The sequence below is a fragment of the Shewanella sp. MBTL60-007 genome, from assembly GCF_019654915.1.
Lineage (GTDB): Bacteria > Pseudomonadota > Gammaproteobacteria > Enterobacterales > Shewanellaceae > Shewanella.
The window spans coordinates 27,331-49,903 of record NZ_BPET01000018.1 but is presented as its reverse complement, the minus strand read 5'-3'; the positions used below and the strand labels follow the sequence as shown (position 1 = coordinate 49,903).

Below are 22,573 nucleotides of genomic sequence, written 5' to 3'. Positions count from 1 at the left end.
GCAAGCAAATGACCCAACACAATACCTATAACCTTAGCCAGCAAACCGTTGAATTTGGCTATAACAGCCTATCGCTTGAAGATGTGGTGGCTATCGCCAAAGGCGCGACAGCTAAGCTCAATCAGACTGCCGAGTATCGTGCCTATATCCAAAAGGGTGCCCAATTCATCGATAGCCTGCTAAAAGAAGAGGGTGTGGTTTACGGCGTCACCACAGGTTATGGCGACTCCTGCACGGTGACGGTTGGCTTAGATTTAGTCCATGAATTACCACTGCATCTGACCCGTTTTCACGGCTGCGGTATGGGAGAGATCCTATCACCGATGCAAGCCCGTGCCGTGATGGCATGCCGACTCAGCTCACTCGCCGTTGGTAAATCTGGCGTCAGTTACGAGCTACTCGCGCGTATCGAAACCCTACTCAATCTCAACATCACCCCAGTGATCCCAGAAGAGGGGTCAGTCGGTGCCAGCGGTGACTTAACGCCACTGTCTTACCTTGCCGCGGTGCTTGTGGGCGAACGTGATGTCATCTATCAAGGTGAGCGACGCCCTACCAGCGACGTCTATCAAGAGCTGAATATCGTGCCGCTTAAGCTACGCCCGAAAGAGGGCTTAGCGCTGATGAACGGCACCGCAGTAATGACGGCACTGGCCTGCCTTGCCTATGACCGCGCTCAATATATGGCGCGCCTTGCTAGCCGCATTACCGCCATGGCTTCGCTAACATTAAAAGGTAACTCGAATCACTTCGATGACATCCTATTTGCCGCTAAGCCACACCCTGGGCAAAACCAGATCGCGGCGTGGATCCGGGAAGACCTCAATCATCATATCCATCCACGCAACTCTGACAGACTGCAGGACAGATACTCTATCCGCTGCGCCCCCCATGTCATTGGCGTACTGCAAGATGCGCTGCCCTTTATGCGTCAATTTATCGAGACCGAGCTTAACAGCGCTAACGATAACCCGATTGTCGATGGTGAAGGCGAGCATATCCTACACGGCGGTCACTTCTATGGCGGCCATATCGCCTTTGCCATGGATGCAATGAAAAACGCTGTGGCTAATATTGCCGATCTTATCGATCGTCAGATGGCGCTTGTGATGGATCAAAAATTCAATAACGGTTTACCCGCCAACCTGTCGGGTGCCCAAGGCAAGCGTAAGGCGATTAACCACGGCTTTAAGGCAGTGCAGATTGGAGTTTCGGCTTGGACGGCTGAGGCGCTGAAAAACACCATGCCTGCTAGCGTATTTTCTCGCTCAACCGAGTGCCATAACCAAGATAAGGTGAGCATGGGTACCATCTCGGCTCGCGACTGTATGCGGGTATTACAGCTTACCGAACAAGTGGCAGCGGCGGCGCTTCTGGCCATGTCTCAAGGTATTCGCCTGCGCATCGCCCAAGAGGAGCTCCAGCCCAGCTCGATTACCCCCTCACTGGGTAAGACCTTGGCTCAGGTTGAAGCAGACTTTGAGCTACTGACCGAAGATAGACCATTAGAGCAGACCCTACGCTCAACCGTGGATAAAATCCAAAATGGCTATTGGGAAGTATGTGGCTAATGACGGGAGCTTGCTAATGAAAGGCATTCTACATGCAGAACTAGAAGTTGAGACCCCATTCCATGATGTCGATTCTATGGGCTATAACTGCTGGCATGGTTTCGCTGTGCAAAAAGTTAAACTCGCTTCCGAAGTTGGAGCTTGCTAATGAAAGGTATCTTATTCGCAGAACTAGAAGTTGAGATCCCATTCCATGATGTCGATTCTATGGGCTATGACCGTTGGCATGGCTTATCTGTGCAAAAAATTAAGTTAGCTTCCGAGCTAGGAGCCTATCAATGAAAGGCATTCTACATGCAGAACTAGAAGTTGAGATCCCATTCCATGATGTCGATTCGATGGGCTATAACTGCTGGCATGGTTTCGCTGTGCAAAAAGTTAAACTCGCTTCCGAAGTTGGAGCTTGCTAATGAAAGGTATCTTATTCGCAGAACTAGAAGTTGAGATCCCATTCCACGATGTCGATTCGATGGGGATCACTTGGCATGGTAACTACCTACGCTACTTTGAGCTGGTACGCTGTAAGCTGCTGGATAAAATAGGCTACGGCTACCGCGCCATGCAGGATTCGGGCTACGTCTGGCCGATTGTGGATGTGCAGATAAAATACGTACAGTCGAGCACCTTCGAGCAGACGATTATCATCAAGGCGGCACTGGTCGAATGGGAAAACCGACTCAAGATAAACTATCAGGTGGTCGATGCCCAAACAGGTAAGCGCATCACCAAGGGGCACACCATTCAGGCAGCGGTCGATATGCAAACTCAGGAGCTGTGCTTTGTAACGCCTGATGTTTTCCAGCAGAGGATTGCTCATCTACTGCCTCAGTCACCCACTGCCGAGCAAAGCGAATGAAACGCCTCATTCCCCTAACACAAGCTCTAGCACTCGCTCTAGCATTTGCTTTCGTACCGGTGCTGCTTAGCAGCAGTTACGCGCAGGCTGATACACACACCGATTACTCCGAGCTATTTCAGCATGAGGCGAGCAGTGCAGAGCTGACGAGGCTAACGACCCAGCTATCGCCAAGCGCGCAGGCGAAAGGGAATTTCAGCCAATATCGCTACCTCAAGGTGCTTAAGAAGCCGCTAGTGAGTCAGGGGGAGTTTGTCTTTGCCAAAGATCTGGGCATGATTTGGCAACAGAATACCCCGTTTGCCAGCACGCTGATCTTAAAGGATAAGCAACTTATCCAGATAGATAGCCAAGGCAATATCAACATCAATAATGCCGAGCAAGCAGGCAGCGGTAATCAGATGAGTGAGTTGATGCCAAAGCTGTTAAACGCCCTATTAAGCGGTGATATTAAGCAGTTAGAGCAGCATTTTACCCTTAGCCTACAGCTAGCACCCAATACTGAAGGACAAGCGACACAACAATGGCAACTGGGGCTAAAACCCACTGACCCATTGCTAGAGAAAGCGATACCGCAGATGGTACTAGCAGGCGATGAGCAGATCCAAACTCTGGTGCTGTTTAGCCGTAACGGTGATCGCAGCCGTATCGAATTTTCAGCCATCGATGAAGGCCCATTAACGGCAGCAGATAAGCAACGCTTTAGCCCCGCTCCGTTACCAGAAGTATCGCCAAATGCCGCCCCTCAGATCGAGGGCAAACAGCCATAATGAAGCCGAGCTTTAATCGATTTCTAAACCACAAGACAGCCAAGTTAAGACTGCTCATTTGGCTAACCCTAATCGGCATTACTTTTGCGACTGGCCTTGTTTTGTGGCAAAGCGGCGCTCGAGTACAAAGCGATATTCTCGCCATGCTACCCAAGGTGAGTGAGAGCCCAATGACCCAGCGCGCCATGGCTCAGGTCGAACAGCAGTTGGCGAACCGCATTTACTTAGGCTTCATTAGTGATAACGAGCAGTCGGCAATCGATGCAGCCAAGACAGCAATGGCTAAGCTTAACCAGCCCTCGAAAGACGGGACTCGAGTGAGTAATCAAGAAAGTGCCTTTATCGATGTTAGCAGCGCGGATATGGCGCAGGCCGAGGCACTAAACAGTTATTACTTTAAACATAGATTTCAGCTACTCACAGATAAGCAGCAACAACTTCTTGAACGAGGGCAATGGCAGCCGCTCTCGCAAACCGCGCTCGAAAAGCTCTATAACGCCTTTAGCTATGCTAATAGCGACTTGCTGAGCCATGACCCACTATTGCTCTACCCAGATAACCTGCTCGCGTTGGCGCCATCACAGCAGCTCAACGTTAAGCAAGGGGTGCTGCTCAAGACTATCGAGGCTAAAGAGCTAAACCAAAGTCCTAAATTTGCCGCCATCGTCATGGCTAAGGGCCGTGATAGCGCCTTTAACCCTAATGCACAACAGCTACAACTCTCAGCACTGACATCGGCATTCGATACGGTAAAGCAGCAAGACCGCAATATTGAAATCATCAAGGCGGGGGCGCTATTTCATGCAATAGCCGCTACCGATAATGCCAAGAAAGAGGTCTCGACTATCGGTGTGATCTCACTGCTAGGTGTGATCACCTTAGTCTGGTTTGCGTTTCGCTCCTTTATGCCGCTAACCATTGCCTTAGTCACCGTCAGTAGCAGTTTTCTATTTGCAGTGGTAACCACAACTGCGGTATTTGGTGAGCTACACCTACTGACGCTAGTCTTTGGTACTAGCCTTATCGGGATCTCTATCGACTACTGCTTTCATTACTACTGTGAGCGCTTAAATCACCCAAGCTATAGTAGTGATCGAGTTATCCAACAGATTTTTATCGCCATATCACTGGCGCTACTAACCAGCGTTATCGCCTACAGCGCCATAGGCCTTGCCCCCTTCCCCGGAATGCAGCAAGTCGCGATATTCTGCGCTTCAGGCTTAGCCGGTGCCTACTTAACCCTGCTACTGGCCTACCCAATACTTGCGGCTCGTCCTGTGCGTAATGCTAGTCGAGCACTCGATTACGCCAGTCGCTACCAAGGCTTTATGCTTAGCCTGATGCCTGCAGGTTTGACTAAACGACTATTGCTCGCGATAGGGACATGCATCTTTATCACCATAGGCTTTACCCAGATAGAGGCTAATGACGATATCCGCCAGCTGCAGCATACACCTGCCGACATTCAAGCCGAGGAAGATGAGCTACGCACCCTGCTCAGTGGCGGCACCGACAATCAGTTTCTACTGGTGAGCGGAGATAGCGAACAGCAGGTTACCGATGAGCTCGCTCAGTTGGAGCCGCTCCTCAGGCAAGCAGAGCAAGATAACTTAATCGGTAATCACCTCAGCCTAAGCCGCTTTCTGCCAAGACAATCGGAACAAGAACGCCACTATCAACTACAGGGGCAGATCTACCTAGAGCATCTAGATGAGATCCTTGCCAGCTTAGGCTTAGACCCCAGCATTAAGGGCGCACTCGTAGAGCAATACCAAGCGGCAAAGGGAGGTTTCATCACAGCCGATAGCTTGTTAAATCATGCTGCGGGAGAAAGTTTTAAGCCACTATGGCTGTCGCCAGCAGAGGGGGAGACAGGTTATGGCGCTATCGTGCTGCTTGGCGGTATCACCCAGTTAGAGACGCTGGCTCAACGCTTCGATGCTCTCCCTCATGTTCAGCTAGTCGATAAAGTCGGCGATATATCGACGGTCATGGGTCACTATCGCCAGCTCACCTTGGGTTTATTAGCACTCGCGTTACTGATCGCTGGCATCATCTTTACCTTTAGATTTGGCCTGAGGCTCGCTGCCATCGTCGTTGCGGTGCCAACCCTATCAGCTCTGCTAACCTTGGCCTGCTTAGGGATCAGTCATAATCCGCTAACCCTATTTCATGCACTGGCACTGATCTTAGTCTTCGGCATAGGCATCGATTACAGTCTATTTTTTGCCGAGTCGAAACAACAAACTCGCGGGGTGATGATGGCGGTATTTATGTCAGCCATGTCGACCCTGCTCGCCTTTGGCTTGCTTGCCTTTAGCCAAACACCGGCAATTAATGCGTTTGGCCTAACCCTATTACTGGGAATTGGCTTTACCTTCTTGCTCTCCCCTTTTATCCAAAATTTTACAAGGAAGTCTACTGATGTCGACTGATCAAGCTGTTCAGTATGAGAGTGAATCTGGTGTAACCGAATCGGTTGATGTGGCCATTATTGGCGCCGGGCCATCGGGTAGCATTGCCGCTAGCTTATTACACGCTCAAGGTAAGAAAGTATTGGTGTTAGAGAAACAACATTTTCCGCGCTTCTCTATCGGTGAGAGTCTACTGCCCTGCTGCATGCAAGTTATCGATGAAGCCAATATGCTTGAAGCGGTCAACCAAGCAGGGTTTCAATTTAAGAATGGTGCCGCTTTTCGTTACCAAGATAAGTACACCACCTTCGATTTTACCGACAAGTTTAGCCAAGGTCCGGGCACAACCTTTCAGGTCGAACGTGCCAATTTCGATAAACTGCTAGCCGATGAAGCGGTAAAACAAGGAGTCCAGATCCGTTACGGTCACAGGGTCGACTCGATCGATTTAAGCGCCGAACCAAGCCTTGAAGTGAGCAACGACAAAGGCCAAAAGCAGACTGTTAAAGCCAAATTTGTGCTCGATGCCAGTGGCTTTGGCCGTGTGTTACCTAGACTACTCGACTTAGAAAAGCCCTCGACACTACCCACGCGGAGCGCCGTATTTAACCATATTCGAGACAAGATCACAGATCCTAATTTTGATCGAAATAAAATCCTGATCAGTGTGCATCCAGATAACCAAGATATCTGGTATTGGCTTATTCCTTTCAGCGATGGCCGTTGCTCGGTCGGCGTTGTCGGTGAGCCTGAGCAACTCACCTCTCTAAGCGGTTACGGGAATAATGGCTTCAGCACTGAGATCGGTAATAGCGACTTAGACTCGATTCTCAAGACTATGATTAACCAAGAGCCAGGACTGCAAAAGTTACTCGCCAATGCAGAGCTGATTAATGAGTCAGCGCTACTCAAAGGCTACTCGGCAAATGTGAAGACACTAGCAACCGATAAGTTTGCCCTGCTGGGTAATGCCGGCGAGTTTCTCGATCCGGTCTTTTCATCGGGGGTGACCATAGCGATGCGGTCTGCATCCATAGCGGCTCACACCTTGCTAAAACAGCTCGATGGCGAACAGGTCGATTGGCAGCAAGACTATGCCCAACCACTAATGAAAGGGGTCGACACCTTCAGAACCTATGTCGAGGCTTGGTACGATTGCAGCTTCCAAGAGGCGATCTTCTTCGACAGGCCAGACCCTAAAATCAAGCAGATGATCAGCTCCATTCTCGCAGGCTACGCTTGGGATGAGAACAATCCATTCGTTAGCGAATCGAAACGCCGACTCAATATGGTTGTAGAACTATGTCGAAGTTAAGTAAAAGATTAGCCTTTGCTGGTCTATGCCTAGTCATTAGTGCCTGTAGCCAGACACTGCAGCGTCAAACCTGTGTCGAACTGGCGACCGATGTGAGCTATTGCTTAGCACCTGTCTACCAGCAAGTCTTAGGGGAGCAGCACACGATAAGTGCAACGCAAAAGGTTAGCATTCAGACTCAAAATAACCAACACGAGCTGCTTAGTCAGTTAGAGCTTGAGCCACAGCGGCTCACCCTAGTTGGCCTTGCGCCACTTGGGCAAGCACTGTTTACCCTCACCTATGATGGCAACACCTTGATCAGTGAGCAGAGCCAACTACTCGGCGATCAATTCAAGGCCGAGTATCTGTTAGCGATTATGCAGCTCATCTATTGGCCCGATGCCAGCGTCAACCTGCATTTACGAGGCGCGAAGATGCAGAGCTATGACTGCGATGCCACTTTGTGTCGCGGGCTCTTTTTTGCTAAAAATGACACTATTGACTCGGCTGCAGGCAAGCAGCCGATAATAGCCATACGCTATAGCAATATAAGTGAAAGCAGCTTAAATAAGAATGGCTCAAATAAGAGTGAGTTAGACAAGTGGCAGACCGATGTTAACCTAAATATTGATGCTGCCAACTTTAAGCTAACCATCAGCCCGTTATAAACCTGATTTAGTGGACATTTTAGTGAACTCAACAACACAAATCGCGATAACCCATCTAGGTTTATGCTGCCCTCTAGGTCAGTCCCACCAAGTCGTGCTCGATAATCTACTCCACGCCAGTACCACTGGTATGCAGTGGCGTGACGACCTGCTATTTGAACGTTCAGTACTGGTTGGCCAAGTCGATGCCAAGTTGCCCGAACTCCCGTCTGCCTTAAAGCGGTTTGATACCCGTAATAACCAACTTACTCTGTTGATTGCCCGCCAAATTGAGCAAGCCGTTGAGCAAGCGAAAGCACGCTTTAGTTGTGAGCGGATCGGCATCGTTATCGGCACCAGCACCTCGGGCATTGCCACTGGTGAGGCAGCACTTAGCGAGCTTAAAGCTCATGGCGAATTTCCAAAAGAGTATGACTATGCCAAGCAAGAACTTGGCGATACTAGCCAATTTTTGCAGGCCTACTTTGGGTTAAGCGGTCCTTGCTATACCGTTTCAACCGCTTGTTCCTCTAGCGCCAAAGTCTTTGCCAGCGCCAAGCGTCTTATCGATGCCGATGTTTGCGATATGGTGATTGTCGGTGGTATCGATACCCTTTGTAAGCTAACCCTTAATGGGTTTTACTCCCTCGAATCGATATCTAACGGCCATTGCCAACCCTTTAGCATCAATCGTGACGGTATCAATATCGGAGAAGGCGGCGCGCTCTTTACTTTAGAGAAAGTGACTTTAGAGAAGGTTACTCTTGATAATGCAGCAAAAGATGGTGAGGAAAAAGCGATAATTCTCAGTGGCATCGGTGAGTCTAGCGATGCCCACCATATCTCGGCACCACACCCCGAAGGAAGAGGTGCAATCAATGCGATGCAAGCCGCCCTTAACATGGCCAAGCTTAAGCCGGAACAGATTGATTACCTCAACCTACATGGCACTGCTACGCCCAAAAATGATGCCATGGAGAGCCGCGCCGTACACCAAGTGTTTAGCAATAACTTGCCAGCATGCAGCTCCACTAAGTCACTAACCGGCCATACTTTGGGCGCTGCGGGTGCGATTGAAGCGGCATTTTGTTATCTACTGCTCAGTGATTACAATACTCAGCAGCAATTACCCCCACAGGTGTGGGACGGGGAGCAAGATCCTAACGACCCTAGCCTAACGCTAGTCGAAAAAGGGCAACAGGCCAATATTCGCCATGTGATGAGTAACTCTTTTGCCTTCGGTGGCAGTAATGCCAGCCTGATCTTGAGCCGCTACAGGTCAAGTCGCGAAGTCCTAGAAAATAGAGCCTTTGACTCAACAGAGACAAATCCAAATGTTTGATATATCTAACCTTGCCGAGCAAGCGGTAGAAAAGTTTATCCCTCACCGCCAGCCGATGATCTTAATCAGCCAGCTACTTAGCCATAGCCCAGATAGCTTACTGACCCAGACCAATATATCGACCTCAAGTCCCTATTTCGATGCATCTCTCAATGGCGTGCCCAACTATGTAGGTATCGAATATATGGCACAAAGCATCGCGGCACTGGCAGGCGTAGAAGCCCATCTGAGGGACGACATTATTAGAGTGGGATTCTTGCTGGGAAGCCGCAAGCTGAAGATGCATATCCCAACCTTTAAGCTTGGACAAAACTATCAAACCCGAGTGACTCGCCTCTACCAAGAGGAATCGGGCTTAGCGGTATTTGACTGCCAAATATTGCATAACCAAGAGGTAGTGGCCGAAGCCAATGTGAATGTGTTTCAGCCACAAGACGCGCAAGCCTATATTGCAGAGTCGACTCAGTAACTTAATTGATGAAAATATAAAGTCGCAGCGTATTAGCTCAGTCACAACTGTCATCTCAAGTGACGGCGAAAAACAGCTGAGCTAAGGCACTACGCAGGGAGCAACAACAAGATGACCAAAAGAGTATTAATTACCGGCTCAAGCCGCGGAATAGGCAAAGCCATCGCCCTAAAACTGGCTGGCTCAGGCTATGATATCGCAATGCATTTTCATAGCAACCAAACCGCCGCCGATGCCACCAAGGCTGAGCTTGAGCAGCTCGGCATTAAGGTCAGCTGTCTGCAGTTTGATATTGCAGATAGAGCCGCGGTCAAACAAGCCATAGAGCAAGATATCGAGCAACATGGCGCCTATTATGGTGTAGTACTCAATGCTGGTATCAATGCCGATACCGCCTTCCCTGCGATGACTGAATCTGAGTGGGACAGCGTAGTCCACACCAACCTAGATGGTTTCTATAACGTTATTCACCCGACTGTAATGCCTATGGTACAAAGCCGCCAAGGTGGACGCATCATTACCCTTGCATCGGTATCGGGCATTGCTGGCAATCGTGGTCAGGTCAACTACAGCGCATCTAAGGCGGGGATTATTGGCGCGACTAAGGCGCTCTCTTTAGAGCTCGCTAAACGGAAAATCACCGTAAACTGCATCGCCCCAGGGCTTATCGAGACAGATATGGTTAGCGATATACCAAAAGAGATGGTCAACAACATAGTGCCGATGCGCCGCATGGGCAAGCCGTCTGAGATTGCAGGCCTAGCCAATTACTTAATGTCAGAAGACGCTGCCTATATCACTCGTCAAGTTATCTCGGTAAACGGAGGCATGATATGAGCCAAGCAGCTTTTCCTCGCCGCGTAGTGATCACTGGCGTTGGCGGTATTTCAGCCCTAGGCCATGATTGGCCAAGCATTGCTGAGAGCTTAAAGGCGCAGAAGAACTGCGTGGTACGCATGGACGAGTGGGACAGGTTTGCCGATCTTCATACCCGCTTAGCAGCGCCTATTACTGATTTCGAAGTGCCAAGCCACTATAAGCGTAAGAAGATCCGCTCCATGGGGCGAGTGTCGATCATGGCCACTCGTGCCAGTGAGCTGGCATTGATAGATGCCAACCTACTCGATGACCCCGTAGTGACATCGGGCGCTATGGGTATAGCTTACGGCTCATCGACGGGCAGCACCGATCCGATTGTGGCATTCGGTGACATGCTTAAAGATGGCGACATGTCGGGTGTTACTGCCACCAGCTATATTCGTATGATGGCACACACCACTGCGGTAAACGTCGGAGTTTTCTTTGGTCTCAAGGGGCGAGTGCACACCACCAGCAGCGCCTGTACCTCTGGTAGCCAAGGGATAGGTTACGCCTATGAGGCCATCAAATATGGCCAGCAAGATCTTATGCTTGCTGGCGGCGGAGAAGAGCTGTGTCCAACCGAGGCGGTAGTCTTCGATACCCTATTTGCCACCAGCACTAAGAACGATACGCCAGCGGAGACGCCACGCCCATTCGACAAGGGCCGCGACGGTCTGGTGATAGGTGAAGGCGCCTGTACTCTGGTATTAGAAGAGCTCGAACACGCTCAGGCACGCGGCGCAAAGATCTATGCCGAAATCATAGGTTTTGGTACCAATGCCGACGGCCTACATGTGACGCAGCCAAACAGTGAAACCATGGAAGTCGCCATTCGCTTAGCACTAAAAGATGCCAACATCAGTGCCGACAAGATTGGCTATGTGAATGCCCACGGCACGGCGACCGATCGCGGCGATATCGCCGAAACCCAGGCCACTCATGCGGTATTTGGTGCTAAGCAGCCAATCTCTTCACTTAAGAGCTACACTGGCCATACATTGGGTGCCTGTGGTGCCCTAGAGGCGTGGGTCAGCATTGAAATGATGAACGCAGGCTGGTTTGCACCGACACTCAATCTGGCAGAAGTGGATCCTGAGTGTGGCGAGCTAGATTACATCAAAGACGAAGTTCGCCAGCTTGAAACCGACTATGTGATGAGTAATAACTTCGCCTTCGGTGGCATCAATACTTCGCTGATCTTTAAGCGATTTAAGGGATAGGTTCTAGGTTCTAGGGAAAGCAAAGACGAACGGCCTACGGCCTTACGGAACGCTGCGCTTACGGAAAAGCTAGGAAAGGTTCTAGGCTCTAGGAAAAGCAGGTCCTAGGTAAAGCCGGAAAAGCTAAGAAGGAGCACTGGTGGTGCTTTTCTCTTTTGCTGTTCCTAGCAGGGCGTAGCTCGTTCTCGAAGCGAAGCGCCCTAGGATCTCGTACCTTGTTTTAAAGCGCAGCGCCCTAGAATCTAGGTGCTAGGAAAGGCTAAGACAATAATAGCCGAACGGCCGACAGCCTAGGGAACGTGACTATGTCACTTACGGAACGCTGCGCTTACGGAAAAGCTAGGAAAGGTTCTAGGCTCTAGGAAAAGCTGGTCCTAGGTAAAGCCGGAAAAGCTAAGAAGGAGCACTGGTGGTGCTTTTCTCTTTTGCTGTTCCTAGCAGGGCGTAGCCCGTCCTCGAAGCGAAGCGCCCTAGGATCTCGTACCTTGTTTTAAAGCGCAGCGCCCTAGAGCCTAGGTCCTAGCTCCTAGCTCCTAGCTCCTTTTTTATAACTGATTTTCATCGTTAATCTTCGTGCTCTAGCCATAAACCGTTAATCGGCACAAACAATCATTAGCAAAAACTTATTGAAATTAATCTAATTAAAGGTTTAAATATCTGCACAAGTTTTGTTCAGCTAACATCAAACAAAATCAAAGAACACAATAAATAGAGGTGGATATGTTAAACACTCAGATTTCAAAATTACCGACTAAGCCTGCAAGCGATCAATGCTGGAAACTGATAGAGGACGGCGCGACCGTGATTGATGTACGCTCGCCGCAAGAATTTGCTAGCGGCCATCTACCACAGGCGATAAACGTGCCACTAGATAGCTTAGATGCTTGGTTACACAAGGTTGAAAACCGTCAACAAGTGTTCGTGCTCTATTGTGGTGCAGGCATTCGCGCCCAAAAAGGCTGCGATATTTTAAAGGCCAACGGCTTGGAATGTGTGATCAACGGCGGCGCATTAAAAGATCTACTCTGCTGTCAGCCAAAACGCTAAAAACTATCGGAATAAGTTAGTTACCCATACTGACATAAAGCCCAGAGAAGCTGGCACATAACTTATCACGACAATATAGCTCGACCTCTAAACGTACCTTAACTCGACGTCCTTGCGCTAACTTCGCGAGATCGACTTGCGGCCAACAAACTTTAGCTACAGGTTGAATGTCAATTGGGGCGATATAGCGCACATTGGCATCAGCTAACACGATATCGCCCTCTTGCTCGGCTAGCTTTTGCTGCAACCACAACATGCCCCAGCCAGTTAAGGTCATTAGCGTATAGATGCTGCCTGCAAACATGGTGTTGTGCAGGTTGATATTGGGCTCCATTGGTGCAGAGACTTCGAAAGTATCCCCATCAAACGCTAACGGTGCTACCTGCATAAACTCACTTACAGGTATGGTTTGATGCCAAGTCTGTTGCAGCTGCTTTAGCAAGTTTTGATAGTTTGAATCAGACATCCGCTTTCCTAATACGAGCCTTTACAATCCCTGAGCACGCAGTAAAGCTCTAGACTTGCAGGTTAAAGGTTACAGGGCCGTCATTCACTAAAGACACTTTCATGTCTGCGGCAAATTGGCCAGTTTGAGTGTTCACCCCTTTGGACTTACAAAAATCGACAAACGCCTCATAGAGTTCGCGCGCTTGATCCGGCGTACCTGCACCGGAGAAACTTGGACGCAATCCTCGGCCAGTATCGGCAGCTAAGGTAAACTGCGATACCACTAATAGACTGCCCCCCGCCTGTTCAAGGTTAAGGTTCATCTTGCCATTTTCATCGGAAAACACACGGTAGCTCATCACCTTGGTGGCCAGCTTTTGCATCTTCTCAATGTTATCCTCGCGCTCGACACCGAGTAATACCAACAGGCCTTTATCTATCTCACCGATAGTCGCGCCATCAACGACAACTTTTGCTTCACTCACACGTTGAATTAGGGCAATCACGTACAACACTCTCCAAAAAATTTAATAACTTAAATGAAAAAGCGAAGACGAACGCTTCGCTTTAAAACAAGGGATTAGGTTCTAGGACGCTTCGCTCCGAGGACGGGCTTCGCCCTGCTAGGAACAACAAAAACCAAAAGCACCACCTTTGCCATTTCTTAGCTTTTCCAGCTTTCCCTAGTACCTTTCTTAGCCTTTCCTAAGACCTAGGACCTGCTTTCCCTGCTTTTCCGTAAGCGCAGCGTTCCGTAAGTGACATAGTCACGTCCGTAAGGCCGTAGGCCGTTCGTCTTTGCTTTAAAGATCCTAGGACGCTTCGCTTCGAGGACGGGCTTCGCCCTGCTAGGAACAACAAAAACCAAAAGCACCACCTTTGCCATTTCTTAGCTTTCCCAGCTTTCCCTAGTACCTTTCTTAGCCTTTCCTAAGACCTAGGACCTGCTTTCCCTGCTTTCCCTAAAACCTTCTTTAAATCGACTGAATATTCTGCATCACAGGTATTGGCTTAATCACATCTTCCGAACCTTCTGGGAGAGACTCACCTACCTGACGTAAACCTTCATCTATCCATAGGATAAATCGACGGATCTCCTCCATGGTGATGGTATCGACAAATGTTGCCGCCCCTTGCACCTGGATCACCGCACCTTGGTCGCGGATAACAAACTTGGCGAAATTAAGCTTTTGGTTCAAGGTACCGATCATCAGCAACATCTCTTTACTACCCACATATTTAGGGTGAATGGCGTAAAAGCGATTCATCATGATGCGATCGATACCATCAGGGTTGATGCTCGGCTGCAGAATAAACTGGCTGTTATCAAAATTGACCGCCACACCATTAGGCCCTGCACGCGATGCCAAATAACTCTTATTTAACAGTGCTTCAAGCAATTTAGTCGTGGCTTCTTCGTTAGACAGGCCACCTAAATCCACACTGTCAGGCGCTTTGACAGCAGCTTCTGCCTCTGCTGTTTTTTCAGTTGAAGCGCAAGCCGTTAGGCCGATAGTTAAGCCGATAGCTAAGCCTGCAACAATCAGTTTTTTCATAGCGTCTATGTTTCCTTGTTTATTGTTTGGCCATTTCCTGTATGGCATCCATTACCGCTCTAGCCATCTTAACATCGGCCAAAGCGTGATACCCACCTTTAATCTCTGTCACCTCGATCAACTGGCTCGCCCTACCTTTAAAGAAGTTTTGCAGTACTTTAAATGGGCAGACCCAGTCCATCTCACCCTGCAGTACACGTGTTTGACATTGAATCAAAGGCAATTGAACGATGAGTTTTTCAAATGCACCAAAGTAATCATTAGCAACATAATAAAGCTCTATGCTTGCTAGAGACTGACTGAATGGCGAATTAATCTCGCCTAACATACAGCCTGGATAAGCTAAGGCCATTTCCCAGCGGATCCAGCGCTCTGCCGCAGAGTAGCGAACGTCTTGGCAGTCATCATCCAAACTGGAACGATAACTGGTGAGTAAAGCCGTTAACTCTTGTGGCTCTGCACCATCAACAAAATCTCGATATTCCTCTTTGAACAAGCGAGCCGCTCCACGATTACCGTAGAGCCATTCAATACCCGCAGGGCTGGGAACAAACAGCCCCCATAATACCTGTGAGATCACCCGGTTTGGGTAGTAGGCGGAATATAACAAGGCTAAGGTGGCACCAAATGAGCCCCCCGCCAGCATCCATTGAGGAACATTAAGCCAGCAGCGAACTCGCTCAATATCGGCCAGTAAATTGGAGAGGTTATTATGCTTAAGCTCCCCCCGAGGGCGTGAACGCCCAGCACCACGCTGATCGACTAAAATCACCTGATAAACAGACAGATCGAACAGCTTTAACTCTTCGACGCTACAACCCGCACCAGGACCACCGTGCAGATACAGCAGTGGGATTCCCTCGGAATTACCATACAATGCCACATGCAGTTGATGACCGTCACCAACATCGATCCAGGTTCGACGGAAGGCTTTAGGTAGCGCAATAGGCATTAGCCCTACTTATTCCTATCGGCAGACTTATCCTGCTTATCAGGGCTAGACTCACTCATTTGCTTGCTCGTTTTCTCACTAACTTGCTCATTCGTTTCTTCGAGTTGGCTAACACTCTGTTTTGACTCCTGCTCCAACTCTTCGGCTTCAGCCTCGGCCGATACCCTTTCTCGGATCTGCTGGCACTCATGCAGATACTCAGGCAGTCCTGCAGTGATCTCTGCACCAACGAGCACGATCACCCAAGAAACATAAACCCAAACAAATAAAATGGGTATTGTCGCTAGGGCGCCGTAGATGGCCTCGTAACTCGGGAACTGAGTCACATAGTATGCGAACCCCTTCTTGCCCAGCTCAAACAGCATGGCTGCGACTAGTGCACCCAGTAGTGCATGCAGAAACTTAACCTTCTTAACGGGTACAACCATATACAGCAGTAGAAAGGCCGCCACCGAAAAGATCATCGGCAAACGCTCTATCAGTATAGGGACGACTCCAGAAAGCTCTTCAGTATTGAACACCTTTAATGACACTATGTAAGAGGTTGCAACTAGGCTGGCCCCCACCAACACAGGCCCTAAGGTCAACACCATCCAATACATAGAAAAAGAGACCGCCGCCTGACGTTTTTCTTTGGTTCGCCAAATACTGTTTAGCGCCTTATCGATAGCCGAGATCAGCAGCAGTGCCACCACCACTAAGGCAGCGATACCGACGCTGGTCCCCTTAGAGGCGTTGGCGACAAATTCATTGATATAGATCTGCACCGTATCACCGGCGGCAGGCAGAAAATTGTCGTAAACAAACGCTTCTAACTTTTCGCGTATGCCAGAAAAAACCGGGAACGCCGACAACATGGAAAACATCACCGCCACAATTGGCACCAGTGACAACAGGGTGACATAGGCTAAGTGGCCAGCCTTAATATTGACTTGGTCTTCTTTAAAGCGACTGAGTAGGTGTAAAAAAAATGCCCAAATACTCAGTAAGAAAGAACGAACCTGATTTATCACAATCTTATTTTTCACTTGTTACTCTTGATTCTGTTAAAGTTAGTCTTAATCTATTAGACGATAATAATCATTATCTTGGTACAATAAAGCTTATAACCTTCTCTTTACAAGCATAAGGATTGAATTGATGTCTCAACAAGGATCAGCGGGCAATGTTATTGCCGCAATCGCGAGCTTTTTCTTCCCAGGCCTTGGACAGCTTGTTCAAGGGCGTATTTTAGCGGCTTTACTTTTCTGTGTTATTGCCGTTGTCGGTTATGCCCTATGGTGGCTTATTGTTCCGGCAATCATAGGCGGTATTGCCCATCTGTGGAGTATTATCGACGCAGCTAAGTTTCGCTCAGAGTAGCCTTTGAATTTTCAGGGATAAAAGAAAATGAAAAAACTAATTACCACCGCCGTTATTGGCACAAGTTTACTACTGGGTGGCTGCCAGAGTGCCTATTATGGCGCGATGGAAAAAGTGGGGTATCACAAGCGCGACATCATGGTCGATCGTGTCGAAGACGCTAGAGAATCTCAAGAAGATGCCCAAGAGCAGTTCAGCTCGGCGCTAGAAGAGATGCAAGCACTACTAAACCATGATGGTGGCGACCTAGAAAGTGCCTATAACAAGGCCAAAGACGAATACGAATCGGCACAAGATGCAGCCGATGATGTCACCAATCGTATCGACAAAGTTGAAGATGTGGCCGAGGCACTCTTTGACGAATGGCAAACAGAGATTGGTGAGATCAGCAAAGCCAGCCTACGCCGTAACAGTGAGTCTAAGCTCAAAGAGACTCGCCGTTCATATAACCAACTGGTAAAAAGCATGCGCCGCGCCGAGAGCAAGATGGAACCAGTTCTCACCGCGATGAAAGACAATATGCTGTACCTAAAGCATAACCTTAACGCCCAAGCCATTGGCGCGATTAAAGGGGAGTTTGCTAGCCTGCAGACCGATATCTCAGGGTTAATTAAAGAGATGAACAAGTCGATCGATGAATCAAACAAGTTCATTGCCTCATTAGAAGGTAAATAAACATCCCCTAAAGTTAGGTTCCTAAGCAACATAACTTAGGAACCTAACTTGTGAGCTAACACATCGTTTTCAACGCTATAATCCTCATTTTTCGATCTCCCGCACAAGCTAAGCGTTCAACAAGAACTAATTCTCAAACAAAGTTTCACAATAGTATCCATCCTATTTTAACTAACGCTATTTATGAGCTTTATCGAATCTTTAACTCTTGCCTTAGCGCTGACCTATAGCACCAGTCTGCTGTATTGGAGTGGCAAGAAGTGGGGGGCACTGACCACCGCCCTCCTAGTAACTGCTGCCATAATTTCTAGCCTATATTGGCCTCTTATCGCAGGTCTAGGCCTCGCCGTTATCGTTATCGGCCTAATAACTAAGTTACAGCCCGAAGTCGCTCAAGGCGCTCTGAGAGCCAATAACTTAAGAGACGGTGTACAGCATCTTTTAGCACTGTCGATGCTATTGGTTGGTGTGCAATTTGCGGTTAATGCCGCGTTACTTAAAGCTGGCATCACACCTTGGCTGATGCGCCCCGATGTTGGCGATGCCTTTTTACCCATTGCTGGCGGCATCGAGATTAAGGCGATTCTCAGCTTGGGGATCTGGGATCAAAACCACCCTGCAGCAGCTGTCATGTTAACAGTGGTGTTACTGACAGGTTTACTGTGTAAACGTGCTTTCTGCGGCTGGGCCTGCCCGTTAGGCTTGGCTGGTGAATATCTGTATAAACTCAGAAAGCGCTTCATCAAACAGGAGCTACTGCCACCCGCTTGGATAGACTGGCCACTACGTATGGTCAAATACCTGCTGTTACTGGCTTTGTTGTACATCATTGTTGGCATGCCGAGTCAGAGCATTCCCGGTTATTTAAACAGTAATTATCACAAGATTGCCGATCTTAAGATGGCACTGTTCTTTATCACTCCAGGGCTTGTGACCTTAATCTGTTTCGGCTTCATTCTAGGGCTTGCCGCTTGGCGCCGCCAAGGTTTCTGTCGCTATATCTGCCCTTATGGCGCGTTGCTTGGACTAGTAAGCTTCTTAAGTCCATTTAAGATCCGCCGCAGTACTCAGCACTGTCTAATCGAATCAAAAGGGATGAACTGCGATAAGTGCAGCCGCGCCTGCCCGGCGAATATCCAGGTACATAACCAAATCAACATTCGTTCAGACGAATGCCAGGCCTGTATGCGCTGCGTGTCCGCCTGCCCTAAGAAGGAGGCGCTGCATTTTAGTACTCGTAACGGTTGGAAGCTCTCCGCACGTGGACTTAGTATCATGCTGCTAATCATCATGTTCCTGCTCCCGCTTATCGCTTATCTAGGCGGCTTCTGGCACAGCGAAACGCCAGTCGAGGCACGTATGTACTTAATTCAACATTTAGATAGGATTGGGCATTAACGGAAGGTTCTAGGAAAAGCCAAGACGGTACAAGACGAACGGCCTTCGGCCTTACAGAACGCTGCGCTTACGGAGAAGATGGAGTAAAGCAGGGAAAGGCTGAGACGGTTTAAAGATGGTGAAAGCAAAGACGGAAAAGCGGGAAACGAATAAGGTCCTAGGAAAGGCTAAGAAAGGTGCTAGGAAAGGCCAGGATGGTAATAGCCGAACGGCCTTCGGCCTTACAAACGTGACTAGGTCACTTACGGCACGCTACGCTTTCGGAAAAGATGGAGTAAAGCAGGGAAAGGCTGAGACGGTTTAAAGATGGTGAAAGCAAAGACGGAAAAGCGGGAAACGAATAAGGTCCTAGGAAAGGCTAAGAAAGGTGCTAGGTGCTAGGAACTTCTTTTAAAGCTAAGAAAAGAGCCTGTTCCATGAATAGAGCAGGCTCATTAAATTCCGCCTATTGATTTTGATACGAATAAGCTTGAGTTAGTTTACTCGCTTGGCGTGTGCCTTGATTGTCGGCGATGCAATAGCATCCTGCGCGCCAATTAATTGCAGCTCATAAGCACCTTGGTTAAAGGTCTCTAGTAGTACGGCATCAACCGAGGCATTGGTGCGCTCGAAGGCTTCTACTGGGCTAAAACCTGCTTGCAGATTAGCTAACATCAAGCCACTGATTAAGTCTCCTACGCCCACAGGTTGCTTATCAAACTCATATAGAGGGCGAGAGATTAGGTAACTGCCTGTCTTGGTTACCAACAACATCTCAAACTGTTCTTGACTAGTAGCTGCCTTAGCAAGATGCTTCACCACCACAACCTCAAGCCCTTTTTCTAACAAGCACTCACACGCATTTATCACTTCATCTAGATTATGCAACTCTCTATCGGTAAGCGTTTCCAGCTCTAAGAGGTTAGGCGCAATAATATCGGCTTCGGCCAAGGCTTGAGTTTTAAGAAACTCTTGCACACCCGGCGCAACGATACAGCCTTTCTCAGGGTGGCCCATCACTGGGTCACAGAAGTAGATCGCCTGAGGATTGAGGGCTTTCATCTTTTTCACTGCAGCGACAATTTCACCACCCTGCTCGGCGCTACCTAAGTAGCCACTCAGAATAGCATCACAGCTTTGCAGTTTACCTATATTATCTAACCCTTGTACCAACTCGGTGATCTGCCCAGCTGGCATAATCGTTCCCGTCCATCCTTGTGCATACTGAGTATGGTTAGAGAACTGAACCGTATTGATTGGCCACACCTCCATACCTAGACGACGCATTGGGAATACGGCGCTACTGTTTCCTGCGCAGCCAAATACCACATGGGATTGAATGGATAAGATCCGCTTCATGGTTACAACCTTTAATTCTGTTAGCGATTTAGTAGAGGGCACTCAATAGCGATATGATTACAACTATTTGAGGTATTTTTTCGAATTATACCTATTCATCTAAATTAGTATTGCCAAACTTAATCAGCCTGTGAGCTATTGCATAGGATTGGCATTTTTTATGGCCAAACGCAGGCTAGTTAAGGCTATCCAACAATTATTCTAGAGGTGAACGTAAGTGAAGCTTAGACCTTAAAAAAACCCTTAACGAGTAATTAAGGGCTTATTGCTTTAAAGTGATCTTAACGCCTTAGGCGCTTACTTCTGGATCTGATAGAAGTTAACGCGATTATTCCCTTCACTCGCATCTAAGACTGCAAACTCACCATTTACGACTGTCAGTGCTTGTGGGTTATTTAGACCCGCAATATCACTAGCCGCAACTATGGTATTTGAAGCCAAATCCATAGTTAACATTTGCTGACCAGAATGACTAAGTAAATAAGCTTTATCGTCTACTACACTAACACCAGTCACATTAGGGTAAGCCTTGGCATCAATACTAATAATCGCTTCGCTGTTTAGCTCATAGTCTTTGCCACTTAAACGTGAAACCACAAAGTTATTGCGCTTCGTAGCTGGTAAGGTCACCATTAAATACTCTTGTGTATTCGCATCCCAAGCAACACTTGCCACGTAGTTGTACTTAGCACGGACTGTCGCAAAGCGGCTGCGCTTCACTTCGCGAACGCCATCTGTGCCTTCAATAAAACGTCCATAAGTATCATCAAACTTCACGCTAGAATCGTACTCTACACGCACAAAGCTTTTATGATCTGCTGTCACTAACACCGAGGTTTCACCGTCAAAAGTCACACCAGCAAGGTTAGATATTTCAGCAGAAAATGCCGCATCAATCTGCACTTTAGCCAAAGTAGTTGTTAGTGTGTCATCCAAGAAATAAACCCAGTTATTGCTGGTGACTACAGCGTACAGCTTACTTTGAGGGTTATAGCTAATACCGGTGGCCAAACCAAAAATGTCGGCTGGCAAATCAACACTTTGAAGTAAGCTAAGCGCTTCGTTAGTAGCTACTTTAGTCGCGGCATTTGCCGTCATCGCCGCAAAGTCAGGCTTTTCAATTGAGTATGCGCCACGCGCAGAAAGCTTAGAAAATGCTGGCCAGTTAGCCGTTGACCAAATGGTTTTCTCAGAATCAAATGTCATGCGCACAGGATCGCTTTGACCAATATATGGGAATGGTCCTGTTTGCGTGAATGCTTGCACAATGTTGAAGCCAATAATCACTAAGAACACATTTACAGTGACCTTGTTCAATAAGCTCCATTCACTGCTATCGCTCTTCTCTACTAGTTTATCGCCTTGTAGCAGCATTAATACACCAGCAAATAATAAGATAATCGCAAAGACCACAATCACCCATACATAAGTGTGTACGCCAAAAATAGCCGGGCCGAAGCCCTGGCCAATATCACGAAGAATATGTGCCGAGCTATGACGGTAACCCGCCCATAAGCCATATACAGCGGTAATAATCAGTGCGCCAATATACTTAGGCTTTAAGCCATAACGCATAATGAAAATCGCGATTAGAGATACTAGGACCATGGCAGTACGTTCTTGCCAACAAAGAATACATGGGGTGTCACCCATGGCAAAACCTAAGATGATACAAGCGATGCCGACTGGCAAAGTAATTAGCGCCAATGCCGCTAATGATACAATTCTGTTTACTGTTAATTCATTCATCATCGTGTTCTCACAAGTTACCGGCAGGTACTAACATGCCCCAAGTGGCGACCAACCAGATCCCCATACTCATTAAAATGCTCAGAGCTAAAAAAATATGCGCCAGTTTCTGTTTGTGGGGTTTAAAAGCAACCAAGAAACAAGCAATAAAAATTAGGCAAAAAAGTAGGAATTCCACGACTTTCTCCAATAGCGTTCATTAGAACTTAATTCAACAATGCGCTTAGCAAGAGCCATATAGCGGCTCAAAAATGTCTGCAGTATTGACTGCAATACTTAGTAAATTGGCTGTGCAAGTTACTAAAGCTGCTACCAAATTACGGTAAATCTAATGAAAAAAATGTGTCACAACCGCCATACCTCCAAATGAGTATTAGCGTATTCTGATTTTTGCTAAGTGGGTTCATTTATTACTAAATTAGTGAGATTTAACGCCTAGCACCACATCGAGTGCCCCGCTATATTCACACTCCACACCAACTTGTGAGCTAGGGCTGAATGCTATGATTATTGCGATTTAAAACAGCGTACGAAATGCGTTCCATACTAGCTGACTGTTACTGATAATGAGCCAAATACAAGTTTGTGTAGCACCAAAATTG

Annotated in this window: 24 protein-coding genes; 17 read left to right on the top strand and 7 right to left on the bottom strand. The window is 48.1% G+C overall.

The genetic code is table 11. From position 1 onward, the window contains the following. The first annotated feature begins 8 nt into the window (after positions 1-8). The 14 genes from hutH to K5Q92_RS08435 all read left to right on the top strand — a co-directional run bounded on the left by hutH (position 9) and on the right by K5Q92_RS08435 (position 12,494). Entirely contained in the window at positions 9-1,571 is a 1,563-nt protein-coding gene (gene hutH / locus K5Q92_RS08500; protein WP_220768576.1) for a histidine ammonia-lyase, read from the top strand. Between the two features lie 16 nt (positions 1,572-1,587). Next, on the top strand, positions 1,588-1,719 hold the full coding sequence (locus K5Q92_RS24225) for a hypothetical protein (RefSeq protein ID WP_259649527.1): 132 nt from the start codon (positions 1,588-1,590) through the stop codon (positions 1,717-1,719). Beyond that, positions 1,719-1,853 (top strand): hypothetical protein, encoded by a 135-nt coding sequence (locus tag K5Q92_RS24220; RefSeq protein WP_259649526.1) that lies wholly within the window; start codon positions 1,719-1,721, stop codon positions 1,851-1,853. The genes K5Q92_RS24225 and K5Q92_RS24220 overlap by 1 nt, the downstream gene beginning before the upstream one ends. Next, positions 1,850-1,981, top strand: a complete 132-nt coding sequence (locus tag K5Q92_RS24215) for a hypothetical protein (protein ID WP_259649525.1) — start codon at positions 1,850-1,852, stop codon at positions 1,979-1,981. Before K5Q92_RS24220 ends, K5Q92_RS24215 begins: the two co-directional genes overlap by 4 nt. After that, positions 1,981-2,427: a thioesterase family protein gene (locus K5Q92_RS08480; RefSeq protein WP_220768575.1), complete on the top strand. Its 447-nt coding sequence runs from the start codon at positions 1,981-1,983 to the stop codon at positions 2,425-2,427. Before K5Q92_RS24215 ends, K5Q92_RS08480 begins: the two co-directional genes overlap by 1 nt. Further along, entirely contained in the window at positions 2,424-3,197 is a 774-nt protein-coding gene (locus K5Q92_RS08475) for an outer membrane lipoprotein carrier protein LolA (protein WP_220768574.1), read from the top strand. Before K5Q92_RS08480 ends, K5Q92_RS08475 begins: the two co-directional genes overlap by 4 nt. Next, positions 3,197-5,632, top strand: a complete 2,436-nt coding sequence (locus tag K5Q92_RS08470) for an MMPL family transporter (RefSeq protein WP_220768573.1) — start codon at positions 3,197-3,199, stop codon at positions 5,630-5,632. The genes K5Q92_RS08475 and K5Q92_RS08470 overlap by 1 nt, the downstream gene beginning before the upstream one ends. Next, a complete protein-coding gene (locus K5Q92_RS08465; protein WP_220768572.1) occupies positions 5,622-6,926 on the top strand; it encodes an NAD(P)/FAD-dependent oxidoreductase in 1,305 nt (434 codons plus the stop codon). The genes K5Q92_RS08470 and K5Q92_RS08465 overlap by 11 nt, the downstream gene beginning before the upstream one ends. After that, positions 6,914-7,576 carry a DUF3261 domain-containing protein gene (locus K5Q92_RS08460; RefSeq protein ID WP_220768571.1) on the top strand — a complete coding sequence of 221 codons (663 nt, stop codon included), beginning with the start codon at positions 6,914-6,916 and terminating at the stop codon, positions 7,574-7,576. Before K5Q92_RS08465 ends, K5Q92_RS08460 begins: the two co-directional genes overlap by 13 nt. 22 nt (positions 7,577-7,598) lie before the next feature. After that, positions 7,599-8,897: a beta-ketoacyl-[acyl-carrier-protein] synthase family protein gene (locus tag K5Q92_RS08455; protein WP_220768570.1), complete on the top strand. Its 1,299-nt coding sequence runs from the start codon at positions 7,599-7,601 to the stop codon at positions 8,895-8,897. Further along, entirely contained in the window at positions 8,890-9,366 is a 477-nt protein-coding gene (locus K5Q92_RS08450) for a hotdog family protein (RefSeq protein WP_220768569.1), read from the top strand. The genes K5Q92_RS08455 and K5Q92_RS08450 overlap by 8 nt, the downstream gene beginning before the upstream one ends. A 111-nt stretch (positions 9,367-9,477) precedes the next feature. After that, positions 9,478-10,203, top strand: coding sequence for a 3-ketoacyl-ACP reductase FabG2 (locus tag K5Q92_RS08445; protein ID WP_220768568.1), 726 nt, complete (start codon positions 9,478-9,480; stop codon positions 10,201-10,203). Then, positions 10,200-11,447, top strand: coding sequence for a beta-ketoacyl-ACP synthase (locus tag K5Q92_RS08440; protein WP_220768567.1), 1,248 nt, complete (start codon positions 10,200-10,202; stop codon positions 11,445-11,447). The genes K5Q92_RS08445 and K5Q92_RS08440 overlap by 4 nt, the downstream gene beginning before the upstream one ends. Positions 11,448-12,167: 720 nt before the next feature. Further along, on the top strand, positions 12,168-12,494 hold the full coding sequence (locus tag K5Q92_RS08435; protein ID WP_220768566.1) for a rhodanese-like domain-containing protein: 327 nt from the start codon (positions 12,168-12,170) through the stop codon (positions 12,492-12,494). A gap of 16 nt (positions 12,495-12,510) precedes the next feature. Here K5Q92_RS08435 and K5Q92_RS08430 read toward each other — a convergent pair whose 3' ends face one another. From K5Q92_RS08430 to K5Q92_RS08410, 5 genes are all read right to left on the bottom strand, one after another. Beyond that, the gene (locus K5Q92_RS08430; RefSeq protein WP_220768565.1) at positions 12,511-12,960 is read right to left on the bottom strand and encodes a thioesterase domain-containing protein; all 450 of its coding nucleotides are present in this window, start codon (positions 12,958-12,960) and stop codon (positions 12,511-12,513) included. A 49-nt stretch (positions 12,961-13,009) separates the two neighbouring features. Beyond that, positions 13,010-13,447, bottom strand: a complete 438-nt coding sequence (gene dtd, locus K5Q92_RS08425; protein ID WP_012157097.1) for a D-aminoacyl-tRNA deacylase — start codon at positions 13,445-13,447, stop codon at positions 13,010-13,012. Between the two features lie 468 nt (positions 13,448-13,915). Continuing rightward, complete coding sequence (locus K5Q92_RS08420) at positions 13,916-14,497, bottom strand: hypothetical protein (RefSeq protein WP_220768564.1); 582 nt, start codon at positions 14,495-14,497, stop codon at positions 13,916-13,918. A gap of 19 nt (positions 14,498-14,516) precedes the next feature. Then, positions 14,517-15,449 (bottom strand): alpha/beta fold hydrolase, encoded by a 933-nt coding sequence (locus tag K5Q92_RS08415; RefSeq protein WP_220768563.1) that lies wholly within the window; start codon positions 15,447-15,449, stop codon positions 14,517-14,519. A gap of 5 nt (positions 15,450-15,454) precedes the next feature. Then, positions 15,455-16,477: a virulence factor BrkB family protein gene (locus K5Q92_RS08410; RefSeq protein WP_220768562.1), complete on the bottom strand. Its 1,023-nt coding sequence runs from the start codon at positions 16,475-16,477 to the stop codon at positions 15,455-15,457. Between the two features lie 112 nt (positions 16,478-16,589). Here K5Q92_RS08410 and K5Q92_RS08405 point away from each other — a divergent pair, with 112 nt between their 5' ends. From K5Q92_RS08405 to K5Q92_RS08395, 3 genes are all read left to right on the top strand, one after another. Beyond that, positions 16,590-16,811: a hypothetical protein gene (locus tag K5Q92_RS08405; RefSeq protein ID WP_220768561.1), complete on the top strand. Its 222-nt coding sequence runs from the start codon at positions 16,590-16,592 to the stop codon at positions 16,809-16,811. Between the two features lie 27 nt (positions 16,812-16,838). Continuing rightward, positions 16,839-17,486 (top strand): DUF2959 domain-containing protein, encoded by a 648-nt coding sequence (locus tag K5Q92_RS08400; RefSeq protein WP_220768560.1) that lies wholly within the window; start codon positions 16,839-16,841, stop codon positions 17,484-17,486. Positions 17,487-17,669: 183 nt separating this feature from the next. Then, a complete protein-coding gene (locus tag K5Q92_RS08395; RefSeq protein WP_220768559.1) occupies positions 17,670-18,884 on the top strand; it encodes a 4Fe-4S binding protein in 1,215 nt (404 codons plus the stop codon). A gap of 474 nt (positions 18,885-19,358) precedes the next feature. Here K5Q92_RS08395 and pdxY read toward each other — a convergent pair whose 3' ends face one another. Together pdxY and K5Q92_RS08385 are read right to left on the bottom strand one after the other, a co-directional pair. Continuing rightward, a complete protein-coding gene (gene pdxY, locus K5Q92_RS08390) occupies positions 19,359-20,222 on the bottom strand; it encodes a pyridoxal kinase PdxY (protein WP_220768558.1) in 864 nt (287 codons plus the stop codon). 297 nt (positions 20,223-20,519) lie between these two features. Further along, complete coding sequence (locus K5Q92_RS08385; RefSeq protein WP_220768557.1) at positions 20,520-21,974, bottom strand: disulfide bond formation protein B; 1,455 nt, start codon at positions 21,972-21,974, stop codon at positions 20,520-20,522. Between the last annotated feature and the right edge of the window lie 599 nt (positions 21,975-22,573).

What these genes read in the sequence shown, in the direction of transcription:
- K5Q92_RS08465 (WP_220768572.1), top strand. Translation starts at nt 5,622, where the DNA reads ATGTCGACTGATCAAGCTGTTCAGTATGAGAGTGAATCTGGTGTAACC.
- K5Q92_RS08430 (WP_220768565.1), bottom strand. Translation starts at nt 12,960, where the DNA reads ATGTCTGATTCAAACTATCAAAACTTGCTAAAGCAGCTGCAACAGACT.
- K5Q92_RS24225 (WP_259649527.1), top strand. Translation starts at nt 1,588, where the DNA reads ATGAAAGGCATTCTACATGCAGAACTAGAAGTTGAGACCCCATTCCAT.
- K5Q92_RS08475 (WP_220768574.1), top strand. Translation starts at nt 2,424, where the DNA reads ATGAAACGCCTCATTCCCCTAACACAAGCTCTAGCACTCGCTCTAGCA.
- K5Q92_RS08440 (WP_220768567.1), top strand. Translation starts at nt 10,200, where the DNA reads ATGAGCCAAGCAGCTTTTCCTCGCCGCGTAGTGATCACTGGCGTTGGC.
- K5Q92_RS08400 (WP_220768560.1), top strand. Translation starts at nt 16,839, where the DNA reads ATGAAAAAACTAATTACCACCGCCGTTATTGGCACAAGTTTACTACTG.
- K5Q92_RS24215 (WP_259649525.1), top strand. Translation starts at nt 1,850, where the DNA reads ATGAAAGGCATTCTACATGCAGAACTAGAAGTTGAGATCCCATTCCAT.
- K5Q92_RS08450 (WP_220768569.1), top strand. Translation starts at nt 8,890, where the DNA reads ATGTTTGATATATCTAACCTTGCCGAGCAAGCGGTAGAAAAGTTTATC.
- K5Q92_RS08480 (WP_220768575.1), top strand. Translation starts at nt 1,981, where the DNA reads ATGAAAGGTATCTTATTCGCAGAACTAGAAGTTGAGATCCCATTCCAC.
- K5Q92_RS24220 (WP_259649526.1), top strand. Translation starts at nt 1,719, where the DNA reads ATGAAAGGTATCTTATTCGCAGAACTAGAAGTTGAGATCCCATTCCAT.
- K5Q92_RS08420 (WP_220768564.1), bottom strand. Translation starts at nt 14,497, where the DNA reads ATGAAAAAACTGATTGTTGCAGGCTTAGCTATCGGCTTAACTATCGGC.
- K5Q92_RS08445 (WP_220768568.1), top strand. Translation starts at nt 9,478, where the DNA reads ATGACCAAAAGAGTATTAATTACCGGCTCAAGCCGCGGAATAGGCAAA.
- K5Q92_RS08435 (WP_220768566.1), top strand. Translation starts at nt 12,168, where the DNA reads ATGTTAAACACTCAGATTTCAAAATTACCGACTAAGCCTGCAAGCGAT.
- K5Q92_RS08395 (WP_220768559.1), top strand. Translation starts at nt 17,670, where the DNA reads ATGAGCTTTATCGAATCTTTAACTCTTGCCTTAGCGCTGACCTATAGC.
- pdxY (WP_220768558.1), bottom strand. Translation starts at nt 20,222, where the DNA reads ATGAAGCGGATCTTATCCATTCAATCCCATGTGGTATTTGGCTGCGCA.
- K5Q92_RS08470 (WP_220768573.1), top strand. Translation starts at nt 3,197, where the DNA reads ATGAAGCCGAGCTTTAATCGATTTCTAAACCACAAGACAGCCAAGTTA.
- K5Q92_RS08385 (WP_220768557.1), bottom strand. Translation starts at nt 21,974, where the DNA reads ATGATGAATGAATTAACAGTAAACAGAATTGTATCATTAGCGGCATTG.
- hutH (WP_220768576.1), top strand. Translation starts at nt 9, where the DNA reads ATGACCCAACACAATACCTATAACCTTAGCCAGCAAACCGTTGAATTT.
- K5Q92_RS08415 (WP_220768563.1), bottom strand. Translation starts at nt 15,449, where the DNA reads ATGCCTATTGCGCTACCTAAAGCCTTCCGTCGAACCTGGATCGATGTT.
- K5Q92_RS08460 (WP_220768571.1), top strand. Translation starts at nt 6,914, where the DNA reads ATGTCGAAGTTAAGTAAAAGATTAGCCTTTGCTGGTCTATGCCTAGTC.
- K5Q92_RS08405 (WP_220768561.1), top strand. Translation starts at nt 16,590, where the DNA reads ATGTCTCAACAAGGATCAGCGGGCAATGTTATTGCCGCAATCGCGAGC.